The 17270-nt window shown below is 68.2% G+C and carries 15 protein-coding genes and 3 tRNA genes; 8 read left to right on the forward strand and 10 right to left on the reverse strand.

Annotated elements, in window-relative coordinates; genetic code table 11:
* Window positions 1-78 precede the first annotated feature (78 nt).
* Complete coding sequence (locus HNQ67_RS02765) at window positions 79-1554, reverse strand: alanine/glycine:cation symporter family protein (RefSeq protein WP_221247692.1); 1476 nt, start codon at window positions 1552-1554, stop codon at window positions 79-81.
* Window positions 1555-1718: 164 nt separating this feature from the next.
* Here HNQ67_RS02765 and HNQ67_RS02770 point away from each other — a divergent pair.
* The 3 genes from HNQ67_RS02770 (at window position 1719) to HNQ67_RS02780 (ending at window position 3614) form a co-directional block, all read left to right on the forward strand.
* Window positions 1719-1803, forward strand: a tRNA-Leu gene (locus HNQ67_RS02770).
* 130 nt (window positions 1804-1933) lie between these two features.
* Entirely contained in the window at window positions 1934-2416 is a 483-nt protein-coding gene (locus HNQ67_RS02775) for a hypothetical protein (RefSeq protein WP_183252098.1), read from the forward strand.
* Window positions 2417-2504: 88 nt separating this feature from the next.
* A complete protein-coding gene (locus HNQ67_RS02780) occupies window positions 2505-3614 on the forward strand; it encodes a PA0069 family radical SAM protein (protein WP_183252099.1) in 1110 nt (369 codons plus the stop codon).
* On the opposite strand, the gene HNQ67_RS02785 is transcribed toward HNQ67_RS02780, so the two are convergent.
* Window positions 3615-4859, reverse strand: coding sequence for a class I SAM-dependent RNA methyltransferase (locus tag HNQ67_RS02785; RefSeq protein WP_183252102.1), 1245 nt, complete (start codon window positions 4857-4859; stop codon window positions 3615-3617).
* A gap of 158 nt (window positions 4860-5017) precedes the next feature.
* Here HNQ67_RS02785 and HNQ67_RS02790 point away from each other — a divergent pair, with 158 nt between their 5' ends.
* On the forward strand, window positions 5018-5692 hold the full coding sequence (locus HNQ67_RS02790; RefSeq protein ID WP_183252104.1) for a glycine zipper 2TM domain-containing protein: 675 nt from the start codon (window positions 5018-5020) through the stop codon (window positions 5690-5692).
* A gap of 160 nt (window positions 5693-5852) precedes the next feature.
* Here HNQ67_RS02790 and HNQ67_RS02795 read toward each other — a convergent pair whose 3' ends face one another.
* The 5 genes from HNQ67_RS02795 to HNQ67_RS02815 all read right to left on the reverse strand — a co-directional run bounded on the left by HNQ67_RS02795 (window position 5853) and on the right by HNQ67_RS02815 (window position 12483).
* Window positions 5853-6599 (reverse strand): TlyA family rRNA (cytidine-2'-O)-methyltransferase, encoded by a 747-nt coding sequence (locus HNQ67_RS02795; protein WP_183252106.1) that lies wholly within the window; start codon window positions 6597-6599, stop codon window positions 5853-5855.
* Window positions 6596-9328, reverse strand: a complete 2733-nt coding sequence (locus tag HNQ67_RS02800; RefSeq protein WP_183252108.1) for a valine--tRNA ligase — start codon at window positions 9326-9328, stop codon at window positions 6596-6598. Before HNQ67_RS02800 ends, HNQ67_RS02795 begins: the two co-directional genes overlap by 4 nt.
* A gap of 85 nt (window positions 9329-9413) precedes the next feature.
* On the reverse strand, window positions 9414-10067 hold the full coding sequence (locus HNQ67_RS02805; RefSeq protein WP_183252110.1) for a DUF2497 domain-containing protein: 654 nt from the start codon (window positions 10065-10067) through the stop codon (window positions 9414-9416).
* A gap of 173 nt (window positions 10068-10240) precedes the next feature.
* Window positions 10241-11719, reverse strand: a complete 1479-nt coding sequence (locus tag HNQ67_RS02810) for a TolC family outer membrane protein (protein WP_183252112.1) — start codon at window positions 11717-11719, stop codon at window positions 10241-10243.
* A gap of 134 nt (window positions 11720-11853) precedes the next feature.
* Window positions 11854-12483 (reverse strand): protein-L-isoaspartate O-methyltransferase family protein, encoded by a 630-nt coding sequence (locus HNQ67_RS02815; RefSeq protein WP_183252113.1) that lies wholly within the window; start codon window positions 12481-12483, stop codon window positions 11854-11856.
* Between the two features lie 141 nt (window positions 12484-12624).
* On the opposite strand from HNQ67_RS02815, the gene HNQ67_RS02820 reads away from it, so the two are divergent.
* A tRNA-Cys gene (locus HNQ67_RS02820) sits at window positions 12625-12698 on the forward strand.
* A gap of 239 nt (window positions 12699-12937) precedes the next feature.
* On the opposite strand, the gene HNQ67_RS02825 is transcribed toward HNQ67_RS02820, so the two are convergent.
* A complete protein-coding gene (locus tag HNQ67_RS02825; RefSeq protein WP_183252115.1) occupies window positions 12938-13744 on the reverse strand; it encodes a TrmH family RNA methyltransferase in 807 nt (268 codons plus the stop codon).
* 68 nt (window positions 13745-13812) lie between these two features.
* Between HNQ67_RS02825 and HNQ67_RS02830 the strand changes: the two genes are divergently transcribed.
* Window positions 13813-13887: transfer RNA gene (locus HNQ67_RS02830), tRNA-Asn, on the forward strand.
* A 136-nt stretch (window positions 13888-14023) separates the two neighbouring features.
* On the opposite strand, the gene HNQ67_RS02835 is transcribed toward HNQ67_RS02830, so the two are convergent.
* On the reverse strand, window positions 14024-14773 hold the full coding sequence (locus tag HNQ67_RS02835; RefSeq protein WP_183252117.1) for a hypothetical protein: 750 nt from the start codon (window positions 14771-14773) through the stop codon (window positions 14024-14026).
* A gap of 82 nt (window positions 14774-14855) precedes the next feature.
* Between HNQ67_RS02835 and HNQ67_RS02840 the strand changes: the two genes are divergently transcribed.
* Together HNQ67_RS02840 and HNQ67_RS02845 are read left to right on the forward strand one after the other, a co-directional pair.
* Window positions 14856-15458: an LOG family protein gene (locus HNQ67_RS02840; RefSeq protein WP_183252119.1), complete on the forward strand. Its 603-nt coding sequence runs from the start codon at window positions 14856-14858 to the stop codon at window positions 15456-15458.
* 90 nt (window positions 15459-15548) lie between these two features.
* Complete coding sequence (locus HNQ67_RS02845) at window positions 15549-15839, forward strand: DUF8200 family protein (protein WP_183252120.1); 291 nt, start codon at window positions 15549-15551, stop codon at window positions 15837-15839.
* 75 nt (window positions 15840-15914) lie between these two features.
* On the opposite strand, the gene gltX is transcribed toward HNQ67_RS02845, so the two are convergent.
* The gene (gene gltX, locus HNQ67_RS02850; RefSeq protein WP_183252123.1) at window positions 15915-17249 is read right to left on the reverse strand and encodes a glutamate--tRNA ligase; all 1335 of its coding nucleotides are present in this window, start codon (window positions 17247-17249) and stop codon (window positions 15915-15917) included.
* Window positions 17250-17270: the final 21 nt, after the last annotated feature.

The following is a 17270-nucleotide window of genomic DNA, read 5'->3' on the forward strand; positions in this document are numbered from 1 at the left end:
CCGCCTCTCTTTATCAGGGCGGTGAGCGCCGCCCCTCGAACGAACGCCCGGGCCGCAGGGGCCCGGGCGCGGTGCAGACTACTCGTGGTCCTTGCCGGCCGTCCTGTTTCCCTTGGCGAGGGCGAAGACGACGCCTGACAGCAGGGCCAGCGCGATCAGGTTGGGCAGGGCCATGGCCGCGTTGGCGATGTCGCCGAGGCGCCAGACCAGTTCGATCTCCTGGAAGGAGCCGATGAAGATCATCACCACCCAGAAGAGGCGGAACGGAATGGCCAGCTTCATGCCGAACAGATAGGTCGCCGCCCGCTCGCCGTAGTAACCCCAGGTGATCAGGGTCGTGAACACGAACAGGATCAGGGCGATCGAGACGACCAGGCCGCCGAGGGTGACCGTGCCGAACAACGGCATCGGGAAGGCGGTCGCATAGGCCGCCTCGGTCATGGCGAAGCCGGTCAGGTCGGAGGTCCAGACGGTATTCTGCATCACCACGACGCCGTCGGCGCCGGTGTGGGGGAAGGCCCCCTGCACCGCCAGCATCACAAGGCCGGTGGCCGTGCAGATGATGATGGTGTCGATGAAGGTGCCCATCATGGCGAAGCGGCCCTGTTTGGCGGGGTCGTCGGTCTGGGCCACGGCGTGGGCGATGGGGGTCGAGCCCTGGCCGGCCTCGTTGGAGAACAGGCCGCGCGCCACGCCGGAGCGGATGGCGAGAATCATGCCGGCCCCGAGGAAGCCGCCGGCCGCGGCGTGGCCGGTGAAGGCGCTCTCGAAGATGGTGACGAAGGCGCCCGGGATGGCGGTGAAGTTCAGCGCCAGGGCGATGAAGGCCATGACCAGATAGATCAGCGCCATGACGGGCACGATCTTCTCGGCGATGGCGCCGATCGACTTGATGCCCCCGATGATGACCGCGAACACGGCCACGGCGACGACGATGCCCGAGCCCCACTCCGGCAGGCCGGTCAGGCCGCTGAACGAATCCGCGAAGGAGTTGGCCTGGATCATGTTGCCGGTGGCGATCGACGAGAACAGCAGGCCGATGCAGAAGATCACCGCCAGCCAGCCCCATTTTTTGCCGAGGCCGTTGCGAATGTAGTTCATCGGGCCGCCGCGGAAGTGCCCGTCCGGCCCCTTCTCACGATAGCGGATGGCCAGCGAGCCCTCGGCGAAGGCCAGCGACATGCCGATCAGGGCGGTGACCCACATCCAGAACAGCGCGCCCGGTCCGCCGAGGGTAATGGCGGTGGCGACGCCGGCCAGGTTGCCGGTGCCGACCTGGCCCGACAGAGCGGTCGAAAGGGCGGCGAAGGGCGAGATCTCGCCCTTCTCCTTGTCGGCGCTTCGCTTGAACAGGCCGGCGAAGGCCATGCCGAGATGGGTGATCGGGTAGAAGCGCAGCCCGATCATGATCCAGATGCCGACGCCGAGCAGGATGACGACCATCGGCGGGAACAGCAGAACCTGCTCGCCGTGCCAGGTTCCGCCCCAGATGAAATCGCTGACGTTGGTCACGCCGTCGTAGAAGCCCTGCATCGAGCTCGGATTGTTAGCCATTCGGATTCCCTCGACCCCTCAAGCGGCGCAACTATCCACATGGTGAACCGATTGGCCAGTCGGAATCACGGCTTTTGTGCGTTCCCGACAGGCCTTCCACAGCCGGGCCGGCGAGCCGGCCTTGCCGAACCGCGCCGCGCCGCCTAGGAGCGCTGCGGACCTATGCGGATGTGGCGGAACTGGTAGACGCACTGGATTTAGGTTCCAGCGCCGCGAGGCGTGGAGGTTCGAGTCCTCTCATCCGCACCATTCCCACGTCAGGTCGCCACGCCCGGCGGATGTGGCGACCGCGCCTCTGTGATCGACCGGGCTCGGGGTTTTCCTTCCGGTGACACCTGTGCGAACGTCGGTCTGCCGAAGTTCGCACAGGAGAGCCCCGATGTCCCTGCCCAGTGGTTTCGTGGTCGCGGCCGCGCTTGTAATGAGTGCTGGTGCGGAGGGCGGCTGGGCGACCGTGTTTCACTCGGATGAAGCCGGATATTACGGGATCCAGACTGGCGGCGTTTACCCCCAGGGGCAGAAGAAGACTTTCCCGATCGTCCACGCCACCAATGTCGTCCAGAACAATGTCTTGTACTCGCAGGGCTGGGCGACGGTGGACTGCCAGGCAAGGACGATCCAGATATGGCAGCTGTCTCACATCGACCCGGAGTTCCGGGTCATCGGCGGCGGCACGATCCCAATGGCTGACCGGGTCACGGAAGACATCGAGCCCGGCACGGTAGGCGACAGCTACTACCGGGTCGTCTGTCAGGGCGAGACGCCCATGGAGGATCTCGACGAGCCTCATGTGACGAATCTGGTCTTCCGTTTCCGGAGGATTCTCGAGCGGAACCTCGCCGGGAGCGGCCAACGGGATTAACCTGGCACTCCGCGGGCGGCCGACGCCGTCACGGCGCGGACGTGAGGAACGTTCTTGCTTTGTTCCGCTCGAGCCAGTACAGGGAGGCATGGTTGAAGCGGCGAAGGGACGGGGGGCGCGGTCGAATGCGACCGGGCGGTTCGAACCGGAAACCGTGGAAGCCTTCGATGACGGCTGGACGAGCGACGACGACGGTGCAGCGCCCTTGCGCACCAGCCTGACGCCCGAGCACGCCCGGACGATCATCGCCAAGAACACCAGTCCGGACATCGGTTTCGACCGGTCCATCAATCCCTACAAGGGCTGCGAACATGGCTGCATCTACTGCTACGCCCGTCCGTCCCATGCCTACATGGGCCTATCCCCGGGCCTGGATTTCGAGAGCCGGCTCTTCTACAAGCCCGAGGCCGCGCGTCTGCTGGAGCAGGAACTCTGCAAGCCCCGGTACGTCTGCAAGCGCATCCACATAGGCGGCAATACCGACCCCTATCAGCCGGTCGAGCGCGAGCTGAAGTCGACGCGGTCGATCCTTGAGGTTCTGCAGAGATTCAGACACCCGTTCAGCATTATCACCAAATCGGTGCTGATCGCGCGTGACGCCGACATACTGGGCGCGATGGGGCGCGAGGGACTGGCCTCGGCCATCGTCTCGATCACCACCCTGGACCGGGGACTGGCGCGGGCGATGGAGCCGCGCGCCTCGACGCCGGCGAAGCGGCTGGAGGCGATCCGCCGGTTGGCCGAGGCGGGGTGCCCGGTCGGGGTCGGCTTCGCGCCGGTCATCCCCGGCCTGAACGACCACGAGCTGGAGGCGGTGCTGGAGGCGGCGGCGAAGGCAGGGGCGACCTCCGCCATGTACGTAACGCTGCGCCTGCCGCTCGAGATCAAGGACCTGTTCCGCGAGTGGCTGGCCGACGCCCGGCCGGAGCGCGCCGCGCGGGTGATGTCGCTGATCCGCCAGACCCGCGGCGGCCGCGACTACGACCCCGACTGGAACCAGCGGATGAAGGGGACCGGTCCGGTGGCGGAACTGATCGCCGCGCGGTTCAGGGCGGCGGTGAAACGGTATGGGCTGGATGGACCGCGGCCTCTGCTGGACGAGAGCCGGTTCCGGGTTCCGACGGAGATGAAAAGGCAGCTGGACCTGTTCGACCAACTTCTTCCTTCCCCCCTCGCGGGGGAGGTTTTTGCGAGGTGACTAGCGCCGGAAGACCGCGACGAGCTCGACGTGGGCGGACCACAGGAACTGGTCGACCGGCGTGACCCGATCGAGGCGGAAGCCGGCGTCGATCAGCAGGCGGGCGTCGCGGGCGAAGGTGACCGGGTTGCAGGAGACGTAGACGACCGTGTGCGCCTTCGTGCCCGGCAACTGGGCCGTCTGTTCGCGGGCGCCGGCCCGGGGGGGATCGAGCACGACGGCATCGCAGCCGCGCAAATCGTAAGGGGCCAGCGGCCGCCGGAACAGGTCGCGCGCCTCGGCGGCGATCGGCTTTAGACCTTTCGCCGTCCCGACGCCGGCCTTGAGAGCGGCGATCCCCGCCGCCGAGGCGTCGGCGGCCAGCACCGACGCGACGGTCGCCAGCGGGAAGGTGAAGGTCCCCGCTCCGCAGAACAGGTCGGCGATCTTCTTCGCCCCGCCCACCGCCTCGACGGCGCGGGCGACCATGGCCGCCTCGGCCTCGGGCGCGGCCTGCAGGAAACCGCCCGGCGGCAGGGGCACGGTGGCGGGCCCGAAGGCGACAACCGGCTGGCGCGACATCATCAGGACATCCCCGGCTTGGCTGAGGCGGGCGAGGTCCGCGACGCCAGCCGCCTCGATGGCCCGCATCTGCGCGTCGCGGGACAGGCCGCCGCTGCGCCGCTCAACGCCGGTGACGTCGACGTCGAGTCCGGTCAGCGTCCAGGTCGCATGCAGGGTTGGAGCCGACTTCGGATGTTCGAGGAAGGCCTCGGCGACCCGGGTCAGAGCCGGAATGGCCGCGACCAGACGGGGATCGGCCACCGGGCAGACGCGGATCTCGACCAGCCGCCAGCTCTTGCGCGCCTTGAAGCCGAGGACGGCCCGGCCGTCCGGACCGCGACGGGCGTGCAGAGCGATCCGCCGGCGGGCGCCCGGTGGCACGGCGACGGCCGGATCGACCTCCGCCTCGATCCCCTCCCGGGCGAGCGCGAGGCGGACCTGTTCGCGCTTCCAGTCCAGATAGGGGCCGGTGGCCCAGTGCTGCAGCGAACAGCCGCCGCAGTCGCCATAGTGGGGAGACATGGGCTCGATCCGGTCGGGGCTGGCGTTGACGATCTCGACGGCTTCCGCGCGTCCGTCGCGCACCTCGGCCCTCACCGTTTCGCCCGGCAGGGTCAAAGGGGCGAACACCGGCCCGGCCCCTGTTTCGGCGATCCCGTCGCCCTGCCCGCCCACGCGCGTGATGGTTAGCGTTTCCGTCATGGCGCGGTTCTAGAGGTTCCCGGCGCCCGGCGAAACATGAACGAAGATGAACGGGGTGCTCAAAGGCCGTTCAGCTTCCGGGCCTTAATCCTGAATGCAACAGACCCGGGGCGCCGTTCGTTCGGGGTCCATCGATTAACCAGTTCAGGACCGATCCGATGTTCGCCCGATCCATCGCCGCCACCGCCGCCCTCGCCGCCGCCGGCATGCTGCTCGCGCCCGCCTCGGCTTCGGCGCAGGCCTACACCTACCAAGGCCCCCAGAACTACGGGACCGGCGCCTATGGTCAGGCGTACGACTACAACAACCGGTACGGCTACCAGAACGACCGTTATCGCGACTATCGCCATGACAACGCCTGCCGCAGCTATCGCAGCGACCGTCAGGCCGGCGGCGCGGTGATCGGCGCCACGGTCGGGGCCGTGGCCGGCTCGCAGATGGCGGCGCGCGGCCGCCGCACTGAAGGCAGTCTGCTCGGCGGCGTGCTGGGGGCCGTGGTCGGCGCCGGCGTCGGCGGCAGCTCGGCCCGCGAGTGCGAGCGCTACGACTCGAACTACCGCTACGACGACAACCGCTACGGTGATCGCTACGGCTATCAGACCCAGGGCCGGTACGACGACCGCTACGGCTACGACGACCGCCGCTACAGCGATGATCGCTACCGGTATGGCCAGTCGAACTACGGCTACGACTACGACCGCCGCTACAGCAGCGGTTATCAGTCGGGCTACAGCAGCGACCGCTATGGCTGCCGAACCATCGAGAGCCGGAGCTACACCCGCGATGGCCGTCTCGTCACCCGATACGAGCAGTCCTGCCCGGACCGCTACTGACCGAATCGCGTCGCCGATTATTTTTCAGCCCCCCTGTCGATCGGCGATGTGACGGAGACCCTCGGTGGAGCAATCCATCGGGGGTTTTTCCTTTTTTTGAAAGAGAGGGCGCTAACGCCCGCGATGCGGTCGCTCGCTGTTTGGGCGCAGACGTGAGGCGCTATCGCTCGCCGCTAGCGCGCCGCGCCCAGAGCAGGAACTCGACATTGCCGTCTCCGCCGACGATGGGGCTTGGCGAGGTCGCCTCGACCCTCCACCCCTGCCCTTCCAACCAGGCCGAGACCGAGTTGACCGCCGCCTGGTGCGCCTCGGGGTCCTTCACGACACCCTTCTTGCCGACGCCCCTGGGGCTGTCCGCCTCGAATTGGGGTTTCACGAGCGTGACCAGATCGGCGTCCGGGGCCGCCAGCGCCAGGGCGGCGGGCAGAACCTTGGAGAGGCCGATGAAGCTGGCGTCGCAGACGATCAGTTGCGGCGGTTCGGGGATCAGCGCCGAGGTCAGGTCGCGGGCGTCAGTGCGTTCGAGGTTGATCACCCGGGGGTCCCCGGCGAGGCGGGGATGCATCTGGCCGTTGCCGACGTCGACGGCGTAGACGCGGGCCGCGCCGTGTTCGAGGCAGACCTCGGTGAAGCCGCCCGTCGAGGCGCCGATGTCGAGGACGATGCGTCCCTCGACCGGGACCGGCCACAGCGACAGGGCGTGCTCCAGCTTGAGCGCGCCGCGCCCGACCCAGCGGTGGGCGTCGACGTAGGCCACGACGGCCTTCTCGGCGACCGATTGCGAAGCGGCGCGGGCGGGAGAGCCATCCACCGTGACGCCGCCCGCCTCGATCGCCGCCCTCGCCTTCGCGCGACTCTCCGCGAGACCCCGCGCGACCAGTAGTTGGTCGAGGCGGACCCTCGTCACTCCACCGCGTCCAGCCGGGCCAGGGCGGACAACAGCTTCGCCTTGCCGGCCTCCGCCTCGGCCAGCTTGCCGCGCTGCTCCTCGACCACCTCGGGGGCGGCGCGGGCGACGAAGTTGGGATTGCCCAGCTTCTTGTTGAAATGGCCGATGTCGCTGTCGAAGGCGGCGATCTCCTTCTGGAGCCGCGCGCGCTCGGCCGCGATATCGATGATCCCGGCCAGGGACAGGGCTGCCGTGGCGCCGCCGGAGACGAAGGTCACGGCGCCGGCCGGGGCGGCGTCCGCCTGAACGACCTCGGACACGCGGGCGAGGGTCAGGATCAGGTCACGGTGGCGGCCGATGCGATCCGCTGTCGCCGCGTCCGGAACCACGAAGGCCAGCGGCGGCTTCGCGGACGGCGACACGTTCATCTCGGCGCGCAGGGCGCGGATCTCGGTCACGAGATCGACCAGCCAGCCGATTTCCGCCTCCGCCGATGCGTCGATGAAGGCATCCGGCAGGGCGGGCCAGGCGGCCCCGATCAGGGTCGGCTCGGCGCGCGGGGCGCCCTCCCCGGCCAGCTTGTCCCACAGTTCCTCGGTGATGAAGGGCATGACCGGGTGCATCAGCTTCAGCGTCTGGTCGAGCGTCCAGGCGGTCATGGCCCGGGTTTCGACCCTGGCCGCCTCATCGGCGCCAGTGAAGACCGGCTTGGCCAGCTCAAGATACCAGTCGCAGAAGACGTTCCAGACGAAGCGGTACAGGGCCGAGGCGGCGTCGTCGAAGCGGCCGCCCTCGATGGCGGCGGAGACCTGCCGTTCGGCCTTCGTCAGCTCGCCGCGGATCCAGCGGTTGATGGTCTGCTCCACGCCCGCGGGATCAAAGCCCTCGACGCGGCGCGCTTCGTTCATCTGGGAGAAGCGCGCGGCGTTCCACAGCTTGGTACCGAAGTTGCGATAACCTTCAATGCGTTGGCGCGACAACTTGATATCGCGCGTGCCTGACAGGATGGCCATGGTGAAGCGCAGCGGGTCGGCGCCGAGCTCGTCGATGATGGTCAGGGGGTCGATGACGTTCCCCTTCGACTTGCTCATCTTCTGGCCCTTCTCGTCGCGGACGAGGCCATTGATGATCACCCGCTTGAACGGCACCTCATCCATGAAGTGAAGTCCCATCATCATCATCCGGGCAACCCAGAAGAAGATGATATCGGCGGCCGTGACGAGGTCGGAGGTCGGGTAGAAGCGTTTGAGGTCCTCGGTCTTCTCCGGCCAGCCCATGGTCGAGAAGGGCCACAGGGCCGAGCTGAACCAGGTGTCGAGCACATCCTCATCCTGGGTGAGCGGGGTCTCGGCGCCGTAGTGGTGGCGGGCGGCGGCGCGGGCCTCATCCTCGGTCTCCTCAACGAAGATGGCGCCGTCGGGCCCGTACCATGCCGGGATGCGATGTCCCCACCAGAGTTGGCGCGAGATGCACCAGGGCTCGATATTGCGCAGCCACTCGAAATAGATTTTCTCGTAGCTCTTCGGCTCAAACACCGTGTCGCCCTGCTCCACCGCCTTGATCGCCGGCTGGGCCAGGGTGTGGGCGTCGACGTACCATTGGTCGGTCAGCCAGGGCTCGATGACCACGCCGGAGCGGTCGCCATGCGGGATGACATGGCGGGTCTTCTCGATCTCCCTGAGCCAGCCCTCTTCCTCCGCCCGGGCGACGATGGCCTTGCGCGCGGCGAAGCGGTCCATGCCCTCGTAGTCGGCGGGGACGTCCGGCGTGTCGGCGGCGGTGATGCGGCCGAAGCCGTCCATGACGTTGAGCGCCGCCAGCCCGGCCCGCTTGCCGACCTGGAAGTCGTTGAAGTCATGCGCCGGGGTGATCTTCACCGCGCCCGACCCCTTGGTCGGATCGGCGTAGTCGTCGGCCACGATGGGGATGCGGCGGCCGACGATGGGCAGTGTCACGAATTTCCCGACCAGCCCGGAATAGCGCGCGTCATCCGGATGCACGGCGACTCCGGTATCGCCCAGCATGGTCTCGGGCCGGGTCGTCGCCACGACGATGTAATCGCGGATCTCGTAGTCGGTCGCCTTGCCGTCGTCATCGAAGGCGACCGGATGCTCATAGGTCACGCCGTCGGCCAGCGGATAGGCGAAATGCCAGTAGCTGCCGTCCATTTCGCGCTGCTCGACCTCGAGGTCGGAGATGGCAGTCTGGAAATGCGGGTCCCAGTTGACCAGCCGTTTGTCGCGATAGATCAGGCCTTCCTTGAACAGCTGGGCGAAGACCTTGCGGACGGCGTCCTGAAGCGTGGGATCCAGCGTGAACCGCTCGCGCGACCAGTCGCAGGACGCGCCGAGACGGCGCAGTTGCTGCTGGATCGATCCCGCGCTGGTCGCCTTCCATTCCCAGACCTTGTCGATGAAGGCCTCCCGGCCCATGTCGCGCCGTCCGATATTGCCGGCGGCCGCCAGCTGGCGCTCGACCACCATCTGGGTGGCGATGCCGGCGTGATCGGTCCCCGGCAGCCACAGGACGGCCTTGCCGGTCATCCGGTGATAGCGGGCAAGGATATCCTGCAGGGTGTTGTTCAGCGCGTGACCAATGTGCAGCGAGCCGGTCACGTTCGGCGGCGGGATGACGATCGAATAGGCCTCTGCGGCCGTGTCCTGGCGCGGCGAGAAGACCCCGCTCTCCTCCCATTTCGCATAGAGGCGCGGTTCGGTGGCTTTCGGATCGAAGGTCTTGTCAAGCATGAGGGGGTCTTGTTGCAAAGAAGAAGGGCGGCTCCGACTGGAGCCGCCCCGGAATGATCTAGCCTTGATCAGGTCGCAGGTGAAGCTAGCCGGCGTTGCGGGCGATGCGTTCGACTTCCTTGCGTACCTGGGCCTCGACGATGCCCGGCAGGTTGGCGTCGAGCCATTCCTTCAACATCGGACGCAGCAGGGCGCGGGCCAATTCGTCGAGCGTGGGGCCGGAGGGCGTCGAAGATTCCATGGGCTCGGGCTTCCTGAGGGACGAGGCCAGTCCGGCGAAGGCCGAGGCCGCGCTGGCCGCGGCGCTGTCGCCGACGAGGGGATCGTAGGTCTCCGGAGCGTCGAAGCTGGTCGTGTCGGCCGGAGGTTCCGGCTCGGACGCGACGACCGATTCGCTGGCCGCTTCGGCCGGGAACGGCTCCACTTCGTCCTCCGCCGGCGAGACGTCGAGATCGCCGATGCTCTCGGCGGCCGGCGCTTCGTAGGTTTCGGTCAGCTCCAGCACGTCCTCCTCGGACGCGGCGGGCTCTTCCGTCGACGGCGTTTCGTCCATCAGAGCGGACGAGACCGGCTCGGCCTCCGCCTCGACGGGCGTTGGCTGGGCCTCGGGTTGGGGCTCGCCGTCCGTCTGGGCCGGGGCCGCCGCCGTCTCCGCCGGCGCGTCGTCTTCGGAGATGATCCGGCGGATCGACGCCAGGATCTCCTCCATCGTCGGTTCCTGGGCGGTCTGGTCGGTCATGTCGAAACCCCGAGGCGCGCGGCAACGCACAATTCTGGTGATGCGGCGCGGGACCGCGGCCCCCACTCCGCCCCTTGTCGTCGCATCTCAGCCCGCTGGAATCAACGGGCGTTTTTCGCGTCACAGGTTAATGAGCCGGGCCTGAGTCGCCTATCGGGCGATCCCGCGACGCTTCAATCCCGCGGGGCCGTCTGAACGATCCCGGACTTGAGCCGCTGGTCGATCGGCGCGTCGGCAGCGTCGTTGGCCGGCACGATCGGCGGCGCCAGAACGCGGTCAAAGGACTCGATCACTCCGTCCCACGGTAGCGCGCCCCGGTTACGCACGCGCTCATAGTTGTCGGCCGGATTGTAGATCGTCAGCGTCGGATCGAGATCGGCGCCCTCGAGCCGCCCCATGGCGGCGAGCAGATTGGCCTGGGCGACGTATTCGTTTCGACGGGCGTTGGCGAGGGTGACCTCGGCGTTGCGCAGTTCCAGTTCCTGGTTGAGCACGTCCAGGGTGGTGCGCAGACCGACCTGGGCTTCCTGGCGGACCCCCTCGGCGGCGACGGTCGCGGCCCGGACGGCTTCCGTCCCCGCCTGCAGGCTGGAGCGCGCCGAGAGGGCCTGGGCGTAGGCCGAACTAACCGACTGCAGGGTGTTGCGGCGCTCGCCCTCGACATTGATCTGGGCGACGTTGGCGCGCTCGAGGGCCTGGGCCACACGCGAACCGTTGAGCCCGCCGGTGAACAGGGGCACCGAGACGGTGGCGCCGGCGGTCAGACGCTGGTTGTCGCCGATGTCGCCGATCCGGTCAAAGTCAGCGTTCGAGCCGCCGTAGGAGGCGGTCAGCCGGGCCGAGGGCAGGTATTCCGACCTGGCGGCCGCGGCGTTGGCCTCCGCGGCGCGGAGATTGTAGGCGGCTGCGCGGATTCCCGGGTTGTCGCGCAACGCCACGTCCAGGGCGTCGTCGAAATCGGACGGCACGCCCGGCAGCGCCGGCATCGGAGCGAGGTCCCCCGGCGACTGGCCGACGACAGCGGCGTAGGAGGCGCGGGACACCGACAGCTGGGCCTGGGCGTTGGCCAGATCAGCCTCGGACTGGGCCAGACGCGCTTCCGACTGGGCCACGTCCGTGCGGGTGATCTCGCCGACCTCGAAGCGGGCCGAGGCCTCCTCGAGCTGGCGCTGGAGCACGCCGAGGTTGGCCTGGCGGATACGCAGGATTTCAGCGTCGCGGATCACGTCCGCGTAGGCTTGAATAACCGAGGCCAGCACCGTCTGTTCGATGTCGCGCAGGTTCTCGCGGCCGGCGAGGATGTCGGCCTCGGCGGCGGTGATGCCGTGGCCGATGCGGCCGCCGGTCCACAGGGTTTGGGACAGGCCGATGCTGGCCGAGGCGCTGTCGCCGTCGAAGCCGGCCCTGTCGCCGTAGCTCTGCGTGTGGCTGCCGCTGAGGGTGACATCGAGGCGCGGGCGCAGACCGGCCCGGGCCTGAACGATCGATTCGTCGAGCGCACGCTGGTTGGCCCGCTGGGCCAGCAGCGATGGATTGGTCTGGTAAGCCAGGGCGATCGCGTCCCGCAGCGTTTCAGCCCAGGCAGGCGCGCCCATGCCGCTGAAGACGGCGATGACGGCGACCGAGGCGAGCGCGCGCGAACGTTTCAACATGACTGTTCCTGCCTGGCGCGCACGGACAAGCGCACGCCCTCTTGTATCCCATAGGCCTGATGCGGGACGGTTTCCTCCCACGCCAGTTAAGATTTTTTCACGCGGCCGCCGAACCGCGCCAGCCGGCGCCGGTCCTACAGGGCGAAGGCGGGCTCGGGCGCGAGGCCGGCCAACACGGGCGGAGCCGCGTCGAACAGTTCACGGCGGGAAACGCCGGAGGCGCCCTTCACATACAGGACGGCCTTGCCGGCAGGCCCGCTGCGCTCGACCACGGCCAGCCGGCCGCCGACCTTGAGCGCCGCCAGCCAGGCGTCGGGCCGCACGGGCGTGGCGGCTTCGGACACGATCAGATCGTAGCCCTCGCCCGTTGGCCGGGTGAACGGCGCCAGGACACCTTCGACGCCCGCTTCGGCCAAGGCGGGGACGACCACGTCAAGAACCTCAGCCTCGGCTTCCTGGGCGGTGACCGTCAGACCCATCCGGGCCAGCACGGCGGCGGCGTACGGACCGGCGATGGCCAGAGCCCGCTCACCGACGCGCGGCTCCAGCGCCATCAGCAGCTTGGACAGGTCGCGGGCCAGCATCAGGCGACGGCCGCCGGCGATCTCGGGTTCGATTTCGGCATAGGCGGAAAAAGCGCGGTCGGCAGGCAGGAAGCGCTCTCGCGGGACCGCGAGCAACGCCGCCTGAAGGTCCCGGTCGGTGACATCGTTCACCCGCACCTGACTGTCCACCATGACCTTGCGCGCGGCGGCGAAATCCATCTTTCGATCGTCCCGTTGTGGCGACGGCGCGGTAGCGCGCCCGAAATCTCGCGCGCTTATAGGTCTGTGCGTTGCGGGGGACAATCCGATCTGATAGCGAACGCGCCTCGCGATGGCGAGGTCGTCGAACAGACGGCCCAGGGCCTGATGGCGGAGTGGTGACGCAGAGGACTGCAAATCCTTGCACCCGGGTTCGATTCCCGGTCAGGCCTCCATCGCGAGTTCGGACAGTTCGGACGCGCCCTCTAGATGGGCGCAGTCATCCAGCCGATGACCGTGGCCGCGCTCACCGTCGCGGCGACGATGGTGATGGCGACCGCGACCCGCGCGTTGCGATTCACGAAGAACAGAATGTTGTCGAGCATAGCCAACTCCCCCCGGACCACGACACAGCGGCACAGTTTCCGCCGTTCATCAAGGTATACGAAGAGTTAATCGCGAATCAGTGAACGGTTTACGCCTCCCGGGTGAAATGATGCAGGGCGATGGCCCCCGCCGTCGCCACATTGAGCGAATCGAAGCCGCCCGACATCGGGATGCCCAAAGTCTCGCAGCGCTGAAGCAGGTCCGGCGGCAGCCCCGGGCCCTCGGCTCCGAGCACGATGGCGGTGCGGCCGCCCCGAGGCGAGAGGTGCAGGGGCGATAGCGACGACGGGGTCATGGCCAGCACACGGAAGCCCGCACCGCTCAGGCCCTCGATCAGCTCCCTCGCACCGAGGCCTCTCGACATCGGGGTGCGCAGCACGGCGCCGACCGACACCCGGATGGCCTTGCGGTAGAAGGGATCGCAACAGCGACCGTCGAGCAGAACGGCGGCGGCCCCGAAGGCGGCGGCGGCGCGAAAGATCCCGCCCATGTTGTCGTGATTGCCGATCCCGCAGGCGACCACCACCACCACGTGGTCGTCGCCCATTCCCGCCAGCAATCCGGCGAGCGGGGGCGGCGCGGGCTTCTCGCCGACCGCCAGGATTCCCCGGTGGAGATGAAACCCGGCGATGCTGTCGAGCACGGGCTGAGACGCGGCGTAGACCGGCGTCTCCGGCGGCAGGGCCTCGACGACATCGGCGAGAGCGGCGATGCGCTTTTCCGCGATCAGGGCGGCGACAGGGCGGCACCGGGAGGCCGGCGAGGCGAGCACGCGCAGCACCACCTCCCCTTCGGCCACGAACAGCCCCTGGCGGCCCGTCAGGTCGCGCTCGCGGATATCGCGGAAGACGGCGACGCGCGCGTCCAGCGGATCATCGATGGGGATTACGGCCAATCGGATATTTCCCGTTGCGCGAGGCTGACTCGCGCTGCTATAGCGCCCGCCTTCCCGAGAGGAAGTGTTCCGCGGTAGCTCAGTGGTAGAGCAGCCGACTGTTAATCGGCTGGTCGTAGGTTCGAATCCTACCCGCGGAGCCACTCTCCCGTCCCCAACACAATCGAACGGAAAAAAGCCCGACGCGAGCGCCGGGCTGAAGAGTTCGGTGATGGTGGGTGTCCTCGAAAGAAGACACTTCCTCGTTCGGCTGAATTGGTAAACGGATCGTAAACCTCGTCAGGGCGCGGTGGCGTCCGGCAGCCAGGTGGTCTGCCCCGAGCCGCCTGGACCGGTCCAGCGGATACGCCAACCCGCTCCGATCCTTTCGACCTGCCAGTCTCCCGACGCGCCGCCCTCTCCCGGCCACGCGAAATCCCGTCCCCCCACGCGAACCTGGTCCGTCCCCTCCCGAGGGGCCAGAATCACACTCCACCGACCTTCGGCGTCGGGCACCACCGGCACCGTCTCTCCCCCGGTCTGAATCTCCACGGCGGGTGTGCCGGGAGGAACCCGGCCTGACGCCAGCCGCATGTGGCCGTCGCTGTCGATCGCGCCCAGTACCGGCGCGGGGTCCAGCCGGCGAGTCGCCCCCCCCGCACGGAGCACCGCGATCGGTCCCTTTCCGGCCGCGAGGATCAGCAGGCGATCCGGGGCAGGCGCAGCGTCCTGCCCGATCTGGGTCTCGGCATGCAGCAGACGATGGCCGGCGGGCACGGGGACGCGGATATCGAAACCGCCGCCGGGGTCTGCGGTGGCCGCGAACGCAGCGCCGTCGTCTCCGCGCAGAACGACCCGCGCCCCGGGATCGGCGACCCCCGAAACCATCAGGGATGTTCCGGCCCGTTCGACCCGTTCGATGACCGGGGGGCGGGCCCACTCGCGCGCCGCCTGGGCTTCGCTCGCCGTCCGCTCCGGAGGGGACGGCGAGCAGGCCGCCGCACCACCCGCGAGGACGGCCGCGGCCATCGACAACATCGCCCGTTTCATACTGCCTCTCCGACCGTTAGGAGTGTCGCCCCAGATAACGCGGCGCCCCGCCCGCTGTCTTTCACTGTCTTCAAGAGGCTCCATGTCGTCGTCCGTCACCATCCAGCCGTTCGACGGCAAGTCGGTCTGCCTGTTCTGCGGCTCGTCCGAGTCCGTCCGGCCGGAATATCTGGACGCGGCGCGGGACTTCGGCGCGGCGACGGCTAACGCGGGCTGGCGACTGGTTTACGGTGGCGGCGGCGTCGGGCTGATGGGGGCCTCGGCGCGGGCGGCCCACGCCGCCGGCGGGCGGGTGCTGGGAGTCATGCCCGGCTTTCTGCGCAGCCGCGAGCGGCTATTCGACGACGTCGAGACGCTCGTCGTGCCGTCGATGCACGAGCGCAAGACCATCATGTACGACCAGTCCGACGCCTTCGTGGTTGCGCCGGGCGGCGTCGGCACGCTGGAAGAGGCCATTGAGGTGCTATCGTGGAAGCGCCTTGATCTGCACGCCAAGCCAGTCATCTTTCTGAATCTGCACGGCTTCTGGGATGCCCTGTTGAGGGTGATGGAGCACAGCATCGATGAGGGCATGACGCCCGAATCGTTCCGTCAGGCGTGGATCGTCTGCAACACCGTCGCCGAGTCGATCGAGGCGGTGAGGGCCGCCGAAGATCTGCCTCACTTGCAACATGATCAGCGATAAGTAATCACTGGTCAGTCAACGTCGCCGACACGGCTGGCGGCTGACGTCGCCGGGCGGATCAACGCCCCTGCCATCTTCGGAGACCTCCCCATGCGTGCTCTGCTTATCGCCGCGACCCTGCTCGTCGCCGCCCCTGCCTTCGCCGACGCCCCCGTCTCGAGCGCCGTCCTCGCCGACGCCTCCAAGGCGCCCGCCGCCCGCACCATCATCGATGGCGCCGCCTGGCGCTGCGAAGGTGCGACCTGCACCGCCAGCGGCGGCGCCAACCAGCCGGCCGCCCGCGCCTGCCGCCGGATCGTGGCCCGCTTCGGCGCCGTGACCGCCTTCACCTACAAGGGCGTCGAACTGACCGCCGAGCAGGTGGCCGCCTGCAACGCCTGACCGGCGAAAGCACAGCGACCAAAGACAAGGGCCGCCCTTTCCGAAGGGCGGCCCTTTCTGTGTCTGGTCCGTCGATCAGGCGGTTTCGCCGGCCAGTCGTTTCACAATGCGCTCGCGGCCGATCAGCGGCACGAGGCTGGCCATGTCGGGGCCGTGGGCCTGACCAGTCAGGATGTGGCGCAGCGGCATGAACAGGGCCTTGCCCTTGGCCCCGGTGCGCTCCTTGACGGCATTGGTCCAGATTGACCAGGCGTCGGCGTCCAGGGTGGCCGGCAGGACCTCGAGCGCGGCGGCGGCGAAGGCCGGATCTTCGATCACGGGGTTGACTGGCCCACTGATGATCCGTTCCAGATCAACAACATCAGCGAACTTTTGAAGGTTGGGCCGAAGCGTATTCCAGACCGTTTCACCCATGTCCGAGCCAAGGTCGGCGAGCCGCGGCCGCGCCGTCGCATAGTCCATCGCGTGCAGGGCCTGGGCGTTCAACCGGTCCAGATCGGCGGTATCGTAGCGCGCCGGCGAACGGCCCATCTTCGAGAAGGAGAAGCTCTCGCCCAAGGCCTCGACCGACGGCGCGACCTCGAGCGGATCGGAGGTGCCGATCCGGCCGAGGTGGCTGGTGATGGCGATCGGCTCATAGCCCTGGTCGCGCATCTCGGCGATCGACAGCGAGCCGAGCCGCTTGGACAGGGCTGAGCCATCCTCCCCGACCAGCAGCGGCATGTGGGCGAAGTCGGGCGCTGGGCCGCCCAGCGCCTCGAAGATCTCGATCTGGGCCCCGGTGTTGGTCACGTGATCCTCGCCGCGGATGACGTGGGTGATGGCCATGTCGATATCGTCGACCACCGACGGCAGGGTGTAAAGAAACAGGCCGTCCTCGCGGATCAGGACCGGATCGGACATCGAGGCGGTGTCGACCTCGGCGTGGCCGCGCGACAGGTCCTCCCAGGCGACGCGCTTGCCGTCCAGCTTGAAGCGCCAGTGCGGGCGGCGACCCTCGGCCTCGTAAGCCGCCTTCTCCGCCTCGGTCAGTTGGAGGGCGGCGCGGTCGTAGACCGGCGGCAGGCCGCGCGAGAGCTGGACCTTGCGGCGGCGGTCGAGTTCGTCGGCGGTCTCATAGCAGGGATACAGGCGTCCAGCCGCCTTGAGACGGGCCGCGGCCTCCTCGTAGCGGTCGAACCGCTTCGACTGATTGTAGCGCTCGTCCCAGACCAGTCCGAGCCAGACCAGGTCATCTTCGATGCCCTGTTCGAACTCCGGCGTGGAACGGGCCAGGTCGGTGTCGTCGATGCGCAGGACGAAGGCGCCGCCCTGCCCTTTGGCGAACATCCAGTTCACGAGGGCCGTGCGCACGTTGCCTACGTGCAGTTTCCCCGTCGGCGACGGGGCGAAGCGAACCTTGACGGACATACGGTGACCTTGAAACGCGAG

Source organism: Brevundimonas basaltis, assembly GCF_014202075.1.
Classification (GTDB): Bacteria; Pseudomonadota; Alphaproteobacteria; order Caulobacterales; family Caulobacteraceae; genus Brevundimonas; species Brevundimonas basaltis.